The organism is Aeromonas sp. s10, assembly GCF_040907975.1.
Classification (GTDB): domain Bacteria; phylum Pseudomonadota; class Gammaproteobacteria; order Enterobacterales; family Aeromonadaceae; genus Aeromonas; species Aeromonas caviae.
In genome coordinates this window covers 288,495-302,544 of the sequence record NZ_JBFOCV010000033.1, presented here as the reverse complement: position 1 = coordinate 302,544, position 14,050 = coordinate 288,495, and the positions used below count along the sequence as shown (strand labels likewise).

13 protein-coding genes, 1 pseudogene and 1 riboswitch are annotated in these 14,050 nt (G+C 60.0%); of the genes and pseudogenes, 9 read left to right on the top strand and 5 right to left on the bottom strand.

Annotated elements, in window-relative coordinates; genetic code table 11:
* Positions 1–54 precede the first annotated feature (54 nt).
* The gene (locus AB5Y59_RS10600) at positions 55–1,311 is read right to left on the bottom strand and encodes a sensor histidine kinase (protein WP_368211954.1); all 1,257 of its coding nucleotides are present in this window, start codon (positions 1,309–1,311) and stop codon (positions 55–57) included.
* Entirely contained in the window at positions 1,308–1,976 is a 669-nt protein-coding gene (locus AB5Y59_RS10595; protein ID WP_042864554.1) for a response regulator transcription factor, read from the bottom strand. Before AB5Y59_RS10595 ends, AB5Y59_RS10600 begins: the two co-directional genes overlap by 4 nt.
* A gap of 90 nt (positions 1,977–2,066) precedes the next feature.
* Here AB5Y59_RS10595 and AB5Y59_RS10590 point away from each other — a divergent pair, with 90 nt between their 5' ends.
* The 9 genes and pseudogenes from AB5Y59_RS10590 (at position 2,067) to AB5Y59_RS10550 (ending at position 12,263) form a co-directional block, all read left to right on the top strand.
* On the top strand, positions 2,067–2,495 hold the full coding sequence (locus tag AB5Y59_RS10590) for a hypothetical protein (RefSeq protein ID WP_029313554.1): 429 nt from the start codon (positions 2,067–2,069) through the stop codon (positions 2,493–2,495).
* Between the two features lie 78 nt (positions 2,496–2,573).
* Positions 2,574–3,062: a hypothetical protein gene (locus tag AB5Y59_RS10585; protein ID WP_041214323.1), complete on the top strand. Its 489-nt coding sequence runs from the start codon at positions 2,574–2,576 to the stop codon at positions 3,060–3,062.
* A gap of 62 nt (positions 3,063–3,124) precedes the next feature.
* Positions 3,125–3,238, top strand: a riboswitch (TPP riboswitch).
* 263 nt (positions 3,239–3,501) lie between these two features.
* Entirely contained in the window at positions 3,502–5,505 is a 2,004-nt protein-coding gene (gene thiC, locus AB5Y59_RS10580; protein ID WP_368211953.1) for a phosphomethylpyrimidine synthase ThiC, read from the top strand.
* A complete protein-coding gene (gene thiE / locus AB5Y59_RS10575) occupies positions 5,502–7,109 on the top strand; it encodes a thiamine phosphate synthase (RefSeq protein WP_368211952.1) in 1,608 nt (535 codons plus the stop codon). Before thiC ends, thiE begins: the two co-directional genes overlap by 4 nt.
* Positions 7,099–7,893, top strand: a complete 795-nt coding sequence (locus AB5Y59_RS10570) for a ThiF family adenylyltransferase (RefSeq protein ID WP_368211951.1) — start codon at positions 7,099–7,101, stop codon at positions 7,891–7,893. Before thiE ends, AB5Y59_RS10570 begins: the two co-directional genes overlap by 11 nt.
* Positions 7,890–8,096, top strand: coding sequence for a sulfur carrier protein ThiS (gene thiS, locus AB5Y59_RS10565; protein WP_064337452.1), 207 nt, complete (start codon positions 7,890–7,892; stop codon positions 8,094–8,096). Before AB5Y59_RS10570 ends, thiS begins: the two co-directional genes overlap by 4 nt.
* A gap of 85 nt (positions 8,097–8,181) precedes the next feature.
* Complete coding sequence (locus AB5Y59_RS10560) at positions 8,182–8,949, top strand: thiazole synthase (RefSeq protein ID WP_336578244.1); 768 nt, start codon at positions 8,182–8,184, stop codon at positions 8,947–8,949.
* Between the two features lie 152 nt (positions 8,950–9,101).
* Positions 9,102–10,217, top strand: a pseudogene (thiH, locus tag AB5Y59_RS10555) (2-iminoacetate synthase ThiH); the annotation flags it as partial.
* Positions 10,218–10,439: 222 nt separating this feature from the next.
* Positions 10,440–12,263 carry an AIPR family protein gene (locus AB5Y59_RS10550; RefSeq protein WP_323943433.1) on the top strand — a complete coding sequence of 608 codons (1,824 nt, stop codon included), beginning with the start codon at positions 10,440–10,442 and terminating at the stop codon, positions 12,261–12,263.
* Positions 12,264–12,472: 209 nt separating this feature from the next.
* Here the strand turns inward: AB5Y59_RS10550 and AB5Y59_RS10545 are convergent, their stop codons facing one another.
* From AB5Y59_RS10545 to AB5Y59_RS10535, 3 genes are all read right to left on the bottom strand, one after another.
* Positions 12,473–12,973 (bottom strand): hypothetical protein, encoded by a 501-nt coding sequence (locus tag AB5Y59_RS10545; RefSeq protein ID WP_368211950.1) that lies wholly within the window; start codon positions 12,971–12,973, stop codon positions 12,473–12,475.
* Between the two features lie 4 nt (positions 12,974–12,977).
* Positions 12,978–13,391, bottom strand: coding sequence for a GNAT family N-acetyltransferase (locus AB5Y59_RS10540; RefSeq protein WP_042015349.1), 414 nt, complete (start codon positions 13,389–13,391; stop codon positions 12,978–12,980).
* Between the two features lie 156 nt (positions 13,392–13,547).
* Positions 13,548–13,979, bottom strand: coding sequence for a GNAT family N-acetyltransferase (locus AB5Y59_RS10535; protein WP_323916383.1), 432 nt, complete (start codon positions 13,977–13,979; stop codon positions 13,548–13,550).
* Positions 13,980–14,050 lie beyond the last annotated feature (71 nt).

Sequence of the window (14,050 nt, the reverse complement as noted above, 5' to 3'; positions counted from 1 at the left end):
CTCCCTTCTCCCACTGTGTTGAACAGCCGGGGAGAAGGGCCGGGGATGAGGGGGCTATGCCGCCCCGGGGGCGCCGGGGATCATCACCAGCCGGGCGCTGAAGACCCCCTCCACCAGATGGGTCTCAATCTGCCAGCCCAGCTTCTCGCAGATGCGCTGGATGATGGTGAGACCGCAGCCGTAGCCGAGGATCTGATCCGGTGCGGCGGCGGTGGGGTTGCTGATGGTGAGCACCTGCTCATGCAGGGTGATCTCGATGTGGCCCTCGGCGTAGCTCAGGGCGTTTTTCAAGAGGTTGCCGAGGGCGATGGCGAGCAGGGAGAGGGGGGCCTGCACCTCGCTCTCCTCGTCCAGTTGCAGGCGAATGTCCAGCGTCTCCCGTTGCAGCAGGGGAGCGAGGCGGGTCAGCTCCCGGCGAATGAGCGGCGCCACCTGCTGGGGCGGGCGCTCCACGGCCTCCTTGCGTCCCAGCAGCAGGAAGGTTTCGGTGAGCAGGGCCATCTCGTCGGCGGCGGCGCGGATGCGGCTGACGGCGCGGGCTGCCGGGGCGGGCAGGTCATTCACCTTGCCGAGCAGGGCCGCGGATCCCTGGATCACCATGTTGGGGGTGCGCAGCTCGTGGCTGGCAAAGCGGCTGAACTCCTGTTCACGGGCAAACACGGCGGCTACCTCGTGCTTGCCCGCCAGCAGCGCCTGCTCTATCTCTCGCAGCTCCTGCCAGGGGGCATCGGGCACGAAGTCCCCCTGATCCGGGGTGAGGTGGGCGACCCGCTGGCGCAGCCGCTCCAGCGGCCTGGTGATGTGACGCACCAGCCAGATGCCGAAGGCGAGGCTCGCCAGCAGCAGGGCCAGGCCGATGAGGCGGGTCACCAGATGCAGCTTGGCTTCGTAAGGGTCGAGGTAGTCGTCCGCATCGTCGTTGAACACCAGATAGAGCAGCCCCTGACCCGAGGGGTGGGCGCGTACCAGGAAGTGCTTGTCCTCCCGGCCCAGCTGATGCTCGAAGAAGCCTGGGCTCTGGTAGGCCTTGAGCCAGGCGGGCAGGCGGCCCGCCTCTGTCCAGTAGCTGGAGAACTGGCGGGGGCTGGGGGCGGGGGCCGCCATCCCGAGGCGCAACCAGTCGTCGTCATAGCGGGTTGCCTCCGCCTCCAGCCAGTGGCGTAGGCTCAGCTCCTCCATCTTGTTCTCGGCCACCACCATCAGCAGGCTCAGGATCGCCAGCAGCAGCAGACCGGCCCCTCCCAGCGCCAGCACCAGGCGCCGGCGCAGGCTCGGCAGACCGGAGGCAAGGGGCGGCGTCGGGTTCGTCATGGGGTCACCAGCCGGTAGCCCTGGCCGTGCAGGGTCTCCAGCATGGGGGTGGGGAAGGGCTTGTCGAGTACATTGCGCAGGGCATAGATGTGGCTGCGCAGGGCGTCGGAGTCGGGCTCCTCGTCGCCCCAGACGGTGTCGAGCACCTCCTGGCGCGTCACCAGTTGGGGGGCGCGCTTCACCAGCAGGGTGAGGATCTGGAACGGGATCTTGCCGAGTTTGAGCTCCACCCCGGCGCGGGTGGCGCGGCCGCTGGCGGGATCCACCGTCAGATCGCCAAAGCCGAGGACGCCCATGTCCCCTCTGGGGCCACGCAGGCTGAGGGCCTCCAGGCGCACCTCCAGCTCCTCCATGGCGAACGGCTTGACCAGATAGTCGTCGCCCCCCGCCCGAAAGCCTGCCAGCTTGTCCTCCAGGCTGTCACGGGCGGTGAGAAAGAGCACCGGGGTCGCGATGCCGTCCGCACGCAGCCGCTCCACGGTACGCAGGCCATCGAGGCGTGGCATCATGACGTCCATGATGATGACGTCGAAGCGCTCCTGGGCCAGCAGTTGCAGGGCGGCCTGGCCATGATAGGCGCAATCCACCCTGTGCCCGGCCAGCGCCAGATAGTCCATGATGGTCTCCGCCACCTGGGGACTGTCTTCCACCACCAGTATTTTCATGCTCTGATCTCCTGGTCTGTGCCGATATTTCACGGCCATTTCACACCGGATGGGTCATCCTGTGTGCCAGTGTAACCCCGAGGATCCCCGATGAAGAAGTCTCTCTGCGCCTTCTGGTTATTGATTCTATTGCCTTTTGGTCTGGTGCAGGCGGCCGAGTTCAAGCTCACGGGCCGCACCACCTGGCAGCTTGGCCAGTTGATGGTCAACGGCATTCCCTTCGTGATCGATGAGCGCACCCGCTTCAAGGATGGCCTGGATGAGGACGATCTCGGCGGGACCTGGGTCGATCTGGAAGGGGTCGTGCAGGAGACGGCGGCAGGGGCGCGGCGGCTCGTTCGCGAGGTGGAGGCGCTGGAAGAGGAGGACGAGATGGAACTGGAAGGGCCGGTGGAAGGTGGAAGGATCTGGGGCTATGTCACCTCGGATGGGAGCCTCTCCCCGTTCGAGGGACGCTGGCTGGAGCTGGAGTGCAAGTTTGACGGCATGCGCCTGAGCCAGTGCCGGGAGGATGACTGACCGGTCAGGGCGGACCGGGAAAAATTGCCCGTCCGGGGCCATAGTTAAACCTCACCCCGTGACCCCGGACCGCCTGCCATGACCCGAACCGCACTCTGCCTGCTGCTGCTGCCCTTCTGCACCCTTGCCGACGACGCCGAGCTCTGGCTGGTGGAGCTGGAGCACAACGACGGGGTGCGCCTGCAATTCCAGGGGGCTGAGCTGGAGCTCGGCAGTGCCGAACTGCACGGCGTGGCGCAGCCGGACGGGCTCGTGCCCGGCATGCACCTCGCGATCCAGAGCCGCTACGGCGTCGCCGAGACGATCCGGGTGCTCGACGGGGCGCCGGATCCGGCGCTCGGGGCCAGCTGGCGGCGGGCGGAGGATCGACTGCTCACCCACAATCAGCAGGCATTGCTGCTACAGGAACTCGGCGTGCTGGTGTTTGATGCTGACACTCGCTGGATCAACGGCAGCGCCGCCGATCTGCAACCGGGTCGCCGCCTGGTGCTGAGCCGGGATGAAGAGGGCCGCCTCACCGATATCCTCATTCCCGACCCCGAGGATCCCCTCGACGCCGAAGAGTGAGACCTCTCTCCCTTTCCCCTTGTTAATGGCTTGTACTTTAAATTTCCCCACTTATACTGGCGCACATCTTGTCGGAGTGCTGACCGTCGAACGACGCTAAGCTGAGACCGTTAATTCGGGATCCGTGGAACCTGATCAGGTTAAGACCTGCGAAGGGAAACAAGGGTAACTTGCGGGTTACCGCGCCGGGGAAGGCACACCTTCCCGCCAGCTGGAGGCAGACCGCCTCTGGTTGGCACAGGCGCACAGGGGGAGGTTGTCCCGTCCGGTTGTCCTTAGGGCGCCGGGTTTCCAGACTAGGGAAACACCGGGACGGCAGAGCAGGGAAGATCCATGCCCGGCTCACTCCCCCGAGCACACCCCGCCGCAAGTTCATCTTCTCCTCGAACTCCAGACAAGCAAACACCCATAACTTCAACCAGTTAATGTGAGTTTTGCTATGTCTACCAATGTATCTGATACCACCAAATCCAGCCGCCGCGAGCAGCGCTCCAGCGCCCAGACCTTTATCGACAACCTCAAGGGGATGGCGCACCCCAACTCCCGCCGCATCTTTATCCAGGGTTCTCGCCCTGACATCCGGGTGCCACTGCGGGAAATCCAGCTGGCCGACACCTTCGTCGGCGGCACCAAAGAAAATCCCCAGTTCGAGCCCAACGAGCCGGTGCCGGTTTACGATACCTCGGGCCCCTATGGGGAAGAGGCCGCCCCCATCGACGTGCGCCGTGGTCTGCCGCGCCTGCGCGAAGCCTGGGTGCTGGAGCGTGCTGACACCGACGCGCTGGACGGGCTGAGCTCCACCTTCACTCAGGAGCGGCTGGCGGACGAGGGGCTGGATCACCTGCGCTTCGAACATCTGCACTCTTCGCAACATAAGGCCCGCCGTGCCAAGCCGGGCCGCCGGGTCACCCAGCTGCACTATGCCCGCCAAGGCATCGTCACCCCCGAGATGGAATTTATCGCCATCCGCGAGAACATGGGCCGCGAGCGAGTGCGCTCCGAGCTCCTGCGCACCCAGCATCCGGGTCAGGGCTTTGGCGCCAGACTGCCCCAGAACATCACCCCCGAGTTCGTGCGCGATGAGGTGGCCGCCGGTCGCGCCATCATCCCCAGCAACATCAACCACCCGGAAGCGGAGCCCATGATCATCGGCCGCAACTTCCTGGTGAAGATCAACGCCAACATCGGCAACTCGGCGGTCACTTCCAGCATCGAAGAGGAAGTGGAGAAGCTGGTGTGGTCCACCCGCTGGGGCGCCGACACCGTGATGGATCTTTCCACCGGCCGCTACATCCACGAGACCCGCGAGTGGATCCTGCGCAACAGCCCGGTGCCCATCGGTACCGTGCCCATCTATCAGGCGCTGGAGAAGACCAACGGCATCGCCGAAGACCTCACCTGGGAGCTGTTCCGCGACACCCTGCTGGAGCAGGCCGAGCAGGGGGTGGACTACTTCACCATCCACGCCGGCGTCTTGCTGCGCTTCGTGCCGATGACTGCCAAGCGCCTCACCGGCATCGTCTCCCGTGGTGGCAGCATCATGGCCAAGTGGTGCCTCTCGCATCACAAGGAGAACTTCCTCTACGAGCACTTCCGCGAAATCTGCGAGATCTGCGCCGCCTACGACGTGAGCTTGTCGCTGGGTGACGGTCTGCGTCCGGGCTCCGTCTATGACGCCAACGACGAGGCCCAGTTCGCCGAGCTGCGCACCCTGGGCGAGCTCACCAAAATTGCCTGGGAATACGACGTGCAGGTGATGATCGAGGGCCCCGGCCACGTGCCCATGCACATGATCGAGCGCAACATGACCGAGCAGCTCGAGCACTGCCACGAGGCGCCGTTCTATACCCTGGGCCCGCTCACCACCGACATTGCCCCGGGGTACGATCACTTCACCTCCGGCATCGGCGCCGCGCTCATCGGCTGGTACGGCTGCGCCATGCTCTGCTACGTGACTCCCAAGGAACACCTGGGCCTGCCCAACAAGGAGGACGTGAAGCAGGGGCTCATTACCTACAAGATCGCCGCCCACGCGGCTGACCTTGCCAAGGGCCACCCGGGCGCCCAGATCCGCGACAACGCCATGTCCAAGGCGCGCTTCGAGTTCCGCTGGGAGGATCAATTCAACCTGGCCCTGGATCCCGACACCGCCCGCGCCTACCACGACGAGACCCTGCCTCAGGAGTCCGGCAAAGTGGCCCACTTCTGCTCCATGTGCGGGCCCAAGTTCTGCTCCATGAAGATCACCCAGGACGTGCGCGATTATGCGGCGAAACTAGAAGCCGTGGAGATCAAGCTGGTCGGCATGGACGGTCAGCAGGAGCGGGTGGTGGCCGAGGTGGAGAGCGGCATGGCCCGCATGGCTGAAACCTTCAAGGAGACCGGCGGCGAGATCTACCATCAGGCGGCGACCCTGAAGCAGGCCGCAGGGGAGGAGGCGTGAGCAGCGAGCGCGGGGCTGTCAGCCCCGCCGACCTGTCGCCTGTGACGCAGGCCCGCCCCGTGGTCTGGACCATCGCCGGGTCTGACTCCGGCGGCGGGGCCGGCATTCAGGCCGACTTGCACACAATGCATGACCTCGGCGTGCACGGCTGCTCGGTCATCTCTGCCATCACCGCCCAGAACTCGGTGGCGGTGAAGATGGTCGACCCCGTGCTGATGCAGACCTTCGCCGCCCAGATCGATGCCCTGGGGCTGGATCTGCCACCCGCCGCCATCAAGATCGGCCTGCTGCCGACCCGGCTGCATGTGGAGGTGCTGGCACGCAGGTTGTCGACCGTCGAGGCTCCCTTCGTGGTCTACGACCCGGTGGCCATCGCCAGCACCGGCACCCCCATGGCGGAGCCCGGCATGCTGGTGGCGGTGCGCGAGCACCTGCTGCCGCGCCTCTCCTTGATCACCCCCAATGGTCCCGAGCTGGAAGCCCTGACCGGCCTGCCCGCCACCAGTCCCGAGCTGGTGCGCCTCGCCGCCCGGCGGCTGCGCGAACTCGGCGCTCGCGCCGTGCTGGTCAAGGGGGGCCACCTTGAATGGGGCGGGGATCTCTGCCTCGACTACTACCAGGATGAGACCCGCGAATTCTGGCTCGCCGCGCCGCGCCTCGATACCCGCCACGGTCACGGCACCGGCTGCGCTTACGCCAGCGCCATCGCCGCCGTGGTGGCGCAGGATTATCCGGTGGAGGACGCCATCACCCTGGCGCGGGCCTACCTGCAACAGGGGCTGGCGGCGGCGCAGGGGGTGGGGGCAGGCCCGGGCCCCATCGCCCATCTCGGCTGGCCCGCTGACCTTGCCCACTTCCCCCGTGCCGTGCTGGCGGGATCACCGCTCGATCGCCGCTTCGGATTGTATGAAACAAGCAGCGCCCGTCTGCCGCAGGGCCCCTTTGCGCCGACCGAACACAACCTCGGCCTCTATCCGGTGGTGGACTCGGTCAAGTGGCTCAAACGCCTGCTGGGGGCCGGGGTCAAGACCATCCAGCTGCGGATCAAGAATCTGCCCGCCACAGAGGTGGCGCCGGCCATTCGTGATGCGGTAGCGCTCGGTCGCCGCCATGGGGCGCGGCTCTTTATCAACGACTACTGGCAGCAGGCCATCGAGGCGGGCGCCTGGGGCGTGCATCTGGGGCAGGAGGATATGGAGACCGCCGATCTCGCCGCCATTCAGGCGGCGGGGCTGCGTCTTGGCATCTCCACCCACGGCTACTTCGAGCTGATGCGGGCCCGCGAGCTGGCCCCCTCCTATATCGCGCTGGGCCATATCTTCCCGACCAACACCAAAGCGATGCCTTCGCGCCCCCAGGGGCTGGCGCGGCTGCACCACTACCGCGCCCTGATGGCGCAGTGGCCCACGGTGGCCATCGGTGGCATCAGCGAGGAGCGGGTGGCGGCGGTCAAGGCAAGCGGGGTCGGCAGCATTGCGCTGGTCTCGGCCATCACGGCGAGCGATGACTGGCAGGGGGCGACCGAGCGGCTGCTCGCTGCCGTGGGGGCGGGGGATGAGCCGCGCTCTGCCTGCGTGATACGGGAGGCAGAACATGCACTCTGATGCCGCTTCTCTTAGTGACAAAGAGTATCTGAGATACGGCCGCCAGCTGATGCTGGCGGAAGTGGGGGAAGCCGGTCAGGCGCGGCTCAAGGATAAATCCGTGCTGATCGTCGGTCTCGGCGGGCTTGGCTCGCCGCTCACCCTCTATCTGGCGGGGGCCGGGGTGGGCACTTTGTGGCTGGCCGATGGCGATACGGTGGACTCCAGCAATCTGCCGCGCCAGATCCTGTTCGATAGCGAGGCGGTCAACCACTCCAAGGCGGAGCTGGCCCGCGAGCGCTTGGCCGCCCACAACCCGCTGGTGGAGCTGATTGCCATCAACCAGCGACTCGATGCCGCCAGCCTGCCGGAGTTTGTGGCGGAGGTGGATCTGGTGATCGACTGCTGCGACAACCTCGCCACCCGCCAGGCCATCAACGCCGCCTGCGTGGCCCAGGGCAAGCCCTGGGTCTGTGCCGCCGCAGTGGGCTGGCAGGGGCAGCTGATGGTGCGCACCAGCAGTGATCACGCCTGCTACGCCTGCCTCTATCCGCTGGATACCGAGATCAGGGAAAGCTGCGAGACCAGCGGCGTCACCGGCCCGCTGGTGGGGGTGATGGGCTCTTTGCAGGCGCTGGAGGCACTGAAACTGCTGCTCGGGATGCCGAGCCCGGTGGCGGGCACATTGCGCCGGTTTGATGCCCTGACCCATCAGTGGCAGACCCTCACGCTGGCTCCCGATCCCGATTGCCCGGTTTGCGGGCAGCGCCGATGCCCGACACACGATAAGGAGATCACCCCATGACCCTCACCATTCGACTCAACGATAAAGCCCAGCCGCTGGCGGCAGGGCAGAGCGTGGCCGACCTGCTGGCGGCGCAAGGGGTCAATCCCCAAGGGGTGGCGGTGGCCCTTAACGGCGCCGTGCTGCCCCGTGGCCGCTGGGCCGAGACCCGTCTCAATGACGGGGACGAACTTCACCTCTTCACCGCCATTGCGGGAGGCTGACCCATGATGCTCGCAGTCCCATCTTCGCGCGCCCTGCCTTGCGGCGGGGCCTCATCTCTTCTTATCGCAGTGGCCGGAGGCTGACATGCTCAAGATTGCCGATCACACCTTCTCTTCGCGCCTCTTCACCGGCACCGGCAAGTTTGCCCGCCCGGAACTGATGGCCGCCGCCATCGAGGCAAGTGGCTCCCAGCTAGTGACCATGGCCATCAAGCGGCTCGAACCGGGCAAGGCCCACGACGATATCCTCACGCCCCTTCGGCAACTCGGTGTCAAGCTGCTGCCCAACACCTCGGGGGCCAAGACCGCCGCCGAGGCGGTGTTTGCCGCCCACCTGGCCCGTGAGGCGCTGGGGACGAACTGGCTCAAGCTCGAGATCCACCCCGATCCTCGTTACCTGCTGCCAGACCCCATCGAGACGCTCAAAGCCGCCGAACAATTGGTGAAAGAGGGCTTTGTGGTGCTGCCCTACTGCGGTGCCGACCCCGTGCTGTGCAAGCGGCTCGAAGAGGTGGGCTGCGCTGCCGTGATGCCGCTCGGCGCCCCCATCGGTTCCAATCAGGGGCTGGTGACCCGGGAGTTTCTCTCCATCATCGTCGAGCAGGCCAATGTGCCCGTGGTGGTGGATGCGGGGATCGGTGCGCCGAGCCACGCCGCCGCCGCCTTTGAGCTGGGGGCCGATGCCGTGCTGGTCAACACCGCCATCGCGGTGAGCGGCGACCCGGTCGCCATGGGCCACGCCTTTGCGCTGGCCTGCACTGCCGGGCGCAGTGCCTATGAGGCAGGCCTCGGTGCCCGTGCCCTGCAGGCGCAAGCCTCCAGCCCGCTCACCGATTTTCTGGGGGCGTTATGAGTCAGCATGACAATGACCCCACCCCGACCCTCCCCTTGCCAGGGGAGGGAGTGTCGACTCCGCCCTCTTGTGAAGTAGGAGATCGAGGGGGCGGATTAACACCTCCCCCTTGTGAAGGGGGAGGCCGGGAGGGGGTTGAGAGAAAGTCGGAGAGTTTTCTCGATAGATGGCAGGAGCTGGAGTGGGACGATATCGGCATGCAGATCCGCGCCAAAACTGCCGCCGATGTAGCACGCGCCCTGAGTGCCCCCCGCCGCACCCTGAGCGATTTTATGGCGCTGATTTCCCCTGCTGCCGAGGCGTATTTGCCGCAGATGGCAGCCGAGGCCGAGCGCCTCACCCGCCAGCGCTTTGGCAACACCATCGGCTTCTATGTGCCCCTCTATCTGTCGAACCTCTGTGCCAACGACTGCACCTACTGCGGCTTCTCCATGAGCAACCGCTTGAAGCGCAAGACCTTGAATAGCGAGGAGATAGAGCGCGAGTGTCTGGCCATCAAGGCGCGCGGCTTTGACAGCGTGCTGCTGGTGACCGGCGAGCACGAGCACAAGGTGGGGCTCGCCTATTTTCGGCAGGTGTTGCCCATCATTCGCCGCCACTTCAGCACGGTGGGGATGGAGGTACAGCCCCTCTCCCAAGACGAATACACCGAGCTCAAGACCCTCGGCCTCGATTCGGTCATGGTCTATCAGGAGACCTACCACGCCCCCACCTACGCCCGCCATCACCTGCGCGGCAACAAGCGGGACATCGCATGGCGTCTCGCCACGCCGGACCGACTGGGTCGCGCCGGTATCGACAAGATCGGGTTGGGGGCGCTCATCGGTCTCTCTGCGGATTGGCGTGCCGACAGCTACTTTGTCGCCGAGCACCTCGCCTGGCTTGAGCGCCACCACTGGCAGAGCCGCTACTCGCTCTCCTTCCCGCGCCTGCGCCCCTGCACCGGCGCTCTGGAGCCTGCCGTGGTCATGTCGGATCGCCAGCTGGCCCAGCTTATCTGCGCCTGGCGCCTCTTCTCGCCCACGCTGGATTTGTCCCTCTCCACCCGCGAGTCCGCCACCTTTCGCAACGGCGCGGTGCGCCTTGGCATCACCCAGATGTCGGCCGAGTCGCGCACCCAACCGGGTGGCTATGCAGAAGGGGATGCAGAGGAGCTGGAGCAGTTTGCCATCCACGACGACAGGCCGGTGGGGGAAGTGGCCGCCGCCGTGCGGCAGGCAGGGTTGCAGCCGGTGTTTAAAGATTGGGAACCGTTTTTGGGTCGCTAACGACGGTTACACCTGTGGCAACAGATAGCGGCAAGCAGATCGGAGGGGCAGATCCCCGCCACTGCTTGCCGCTTTGCTTTGTCTACGGAGATGGGATTATCTAGACGTTATTCAAAGTGTTTTTTGAGTTATGTGAATCTAGATATTCATTCATTTATAAATCGGGTGTAGAGTAGATTGTCACTTATAAGTATTTATATGTAAATATTGCAAGGAGGGCATATGCATTATGGTTATCTAATATCTGTATTAGATCAAATAATTAAAGAGGCACCTGATAAATATAGCAAGCTATACAATAAAAATGAAACTGATATAGAAAAAATAAATCAGTGTAGAGCTAGGGCCTTTATACATTTGTATTTGAAAGTTAGTTTCGGAATAACTGATTTTTCAGAGAGGGAACATACGCTAACAGATAAAGGATATGATGGAGGGATTGATGGCTATCACATTGATCAAGATAATAAAGTTATATATTTAATTCAATCTAAGTTCAGAGCCAATTCACACAACTTTGAAAATAAAGAAATAAGCCTTGACGAAATCCTCTCAATGGAGATTAGCAGGATTCTGGAAGGGGAGGAGCATGATGAACATGGCAATACTTATAATGGTAAGATAAAACAATTACAGCGGGAGATTTCTAACATAAGTGATATAGCCAGATATAAGTATCAAGTGGTGATATTAGCAAATCTAAGAGGCTATTCTGTACATCAACTAAAGCGGTTGACCGATGGATACCCTGTGGATGTTTTCGATTATGAGAAAACTTATAATGGTTTGCTATTTCCGGTACTAACTGGAAACTATTTTACGGCTAGCGACATAATAATACCGATTGACCTGTCCAATAAAAGTTCTGGTAGCAAAATAAGTTATTCCGTAGAGACGAAATATAGTGAGTGTGAAATAACAGTTCTCTTTGTTCCTGCGATAGAAATCGCAAAAATGATGCGTAAATATAAGAATGCAATTTTGAAGTATAATCCTAGAAGTTATCTTGATATGGATGGTCGTACGGTGAATGATGCGATCCATACTACTATAATTGGCTCTAACACAAATGAGTTCGCCCTCTATAACAATGGAATAACTATGTTGTCAGAGGAAACAAATATTAATGAAAAAATTGGGCAAAAAAACAAAGCTCAGCTTAGAGTGAAAAATCCACAAATAATAAACGGTGGGCAAACATCGTTTACTTTAAGTCGCATTCTTGAAGAAAATGAAGCTAAAGCGGAAGATGTTTTTAATAATAAAGAAGTAATGTTGAAGGTTATCACTGTATCTGAATGTGAAGTAGAAAAGAAACTACAGCTTATAGATGAAATCTCGGTTGCCACGAATAAACAGACTCCAGTTATAAATGCTGATAAATTCTCAAACGATGAGTATCATAAAAATTTACAAAATAAAGTATTTAATGTCGTTGGCTTGCTATACGAGAGGAAGCGTGGCGAATTTTCTGATGGGCTAAAAGATGGCTATATTAAAAAAGAGCAAGTAATTGAACGAAATTTTTTCTGGCGTGTATTTTTCGCATCTAATGGAAAAATTAACTTAGGCTTTCAAAAAAGACTATTCCAGAAAAATAAGTTCCCATCATTGGAAAAAATCACAGATAGAGAAATAGCACGAGCATCAACAGGGGTTAAAGTCCATAATGCGCTGTCTATCGGTCTCAACGCTCATTCTCAGAAAATAAGAAAGGATTTATATGCTAAGGTCTTTATTGCAACCGAATTTTTAGTTAACGCCAAGGATGCTAGTAATGACGATGCTATTCAGGCTTCAATTCCGGTGATTGAGGATGTATGGGAGCTTTTTATTTCAACAGCGAAAGATAATCCTGATTCTGCAGGTTATATAAATAAGGTTGATAGAAAAACAGGTCTTCCAACTAGACATTTTTCATTAGAAAAGTATTTAAGAAATAGCCGTTTTGAGAAAGAATTTATCCATTTCATTGACTTAAGGCGAGATGAAATTAATGCAATACTTTCTCGATGTATAAATGAGCAAGTCTCCTCAATTTTATAAGAAGGTGATTTAGCCAATTCCTTGCAAGGGCGAGCCATTCTGCTCGCCCGTCACCAAACAACATGTTTTTGTTTAGTTTAACGCAGATTTTTCGGTAGTTTACATCAACAGAATATAGCCAAAGTGAAGATGATTATTTGGATCAGGGTTGGATTGGTGCGCTCAACATAGTAGATAGTTGCCTCGTACATTGTCGATTTATGTCTATATCAAAGTTGCTTTAGGTAATTACTTAACGAGAATGGCTGAGCAAATTCCTTCATGCCTGCAAGCCTCTCCAGCTCCGCCTGCCCTATTTGCTGCAATTGGGTTTGCTGGGCGGGAGTTAGCGTGGTGGTTCTCGCCTTGATCAGGGTGTCGAGAAAACTGCGGTCTCCCTCTACCGCCTGATGGAACGCTTTGAGCGCCAGCGCATCCACTTCTGCTGCGGTGCAGCGCTCCATGCTTTTCTCATGTAGATAGATCAGCACGGTCGTCTGTTGTTCCTTCTCCAGTGACCAGAAAGGGTCGCTTTTTGCGGGCAGTATGGCGCTGTGTTGTGACTTGATCGCTTCACATCTCTCAAATGCCGGATCCAGATCGTGTAGTGACAGGGCAAGGGTGCTGGCGCTGGTTGCAAGCATCGCAAAGAGCAAGGCAAGGCGTCTGTAGAAGGAGAGACTCCTGCTACCCGGCGCCTTGTCTATTGCAGGGCTGTTGCAGCTGCTCATCGGCTTATGACTGCTTTTTCAGAAAGTAACTGATATGCCCCGGCGGCATATCGGGCAGCTGGCCAAAGACCTCGTAACCCTGCTTCTGGTAGAAGGGGAGGGCCTGAAAACTGGTGGTTTCCAGATGGTAGTTGGTGATGCCCTTGCTTTGGGCGTACTGCTCCATGGCGCCCAGCAGGCGGCCGCCCCAGCCGTCGCGGCGGATGCGTTCGTCGATCCAGAGCCAGTCGACGTGCAGCCAGCCCCACTTGATGTCGGCGATGATGCCGCCGTGAACCTTGCCCTCTTCATCCTTGATAAAGCTGGCGATCCGCTCGCGCAGATGGGTGCCGGCGTGATCCTTGTTGTAGCCCGAGAGGCCAATGCGCAGCGCTTCGATCTCATCGTCCTGAGGCGGTTGGGGTGGGGTGAGTTGCATGGTGCTTCCTGTTTGATGATGGCTGGGGGATGGCTTCCTGCACGGCTATCTGTCCGCGGCTGTTCAGTGTCACCTGCGGGCTGACCTGTTCCACCGGGCAGACAAGAAGGTGGATATCCCAACATGACAGTCCTGGGTACGAAGGTGGATGATTGGTCAGGACTTTTCGGCGGCAATCCGCTTAAGCCCCATACCAAGACTGGCAGGCGCCGTGAGCGAGAACCCGAATTGTTGATAGAGTCGGTACGCCTCCCCATCTGCCAGCAAGCTGACATAGCCTGACTCCGGTACCTCGCGGGCGATATAGTCGGCGATCTCCGTCATGATCTTTTTGCCTACCCCTTGACCCTGATATTCAGGCAGCACTGCAATATCAACCACTTGATAAAATGTCCCGCCATCTCCGATGATGCGGCCCATGCCGATGGCGGTCTGGCCGCAAAACACCTGGACGGCAAACAGCGTATTGGGCAGACCACGCTCTGCTGCTTCAAGCGTCTTTGGGCTGAGCCCGGCTGCGGTTCGAAGATAGCGATAGGTTTCGACGGGCGGTGTTGAGTGGACGACAGTGAAAGCGGGTATGGTCATGTTGATAACTCCAGTGGGACCTGATTGTTTTAAATTCCTTGTAACGCACTGATCTGGTGATGGCTCCGTGC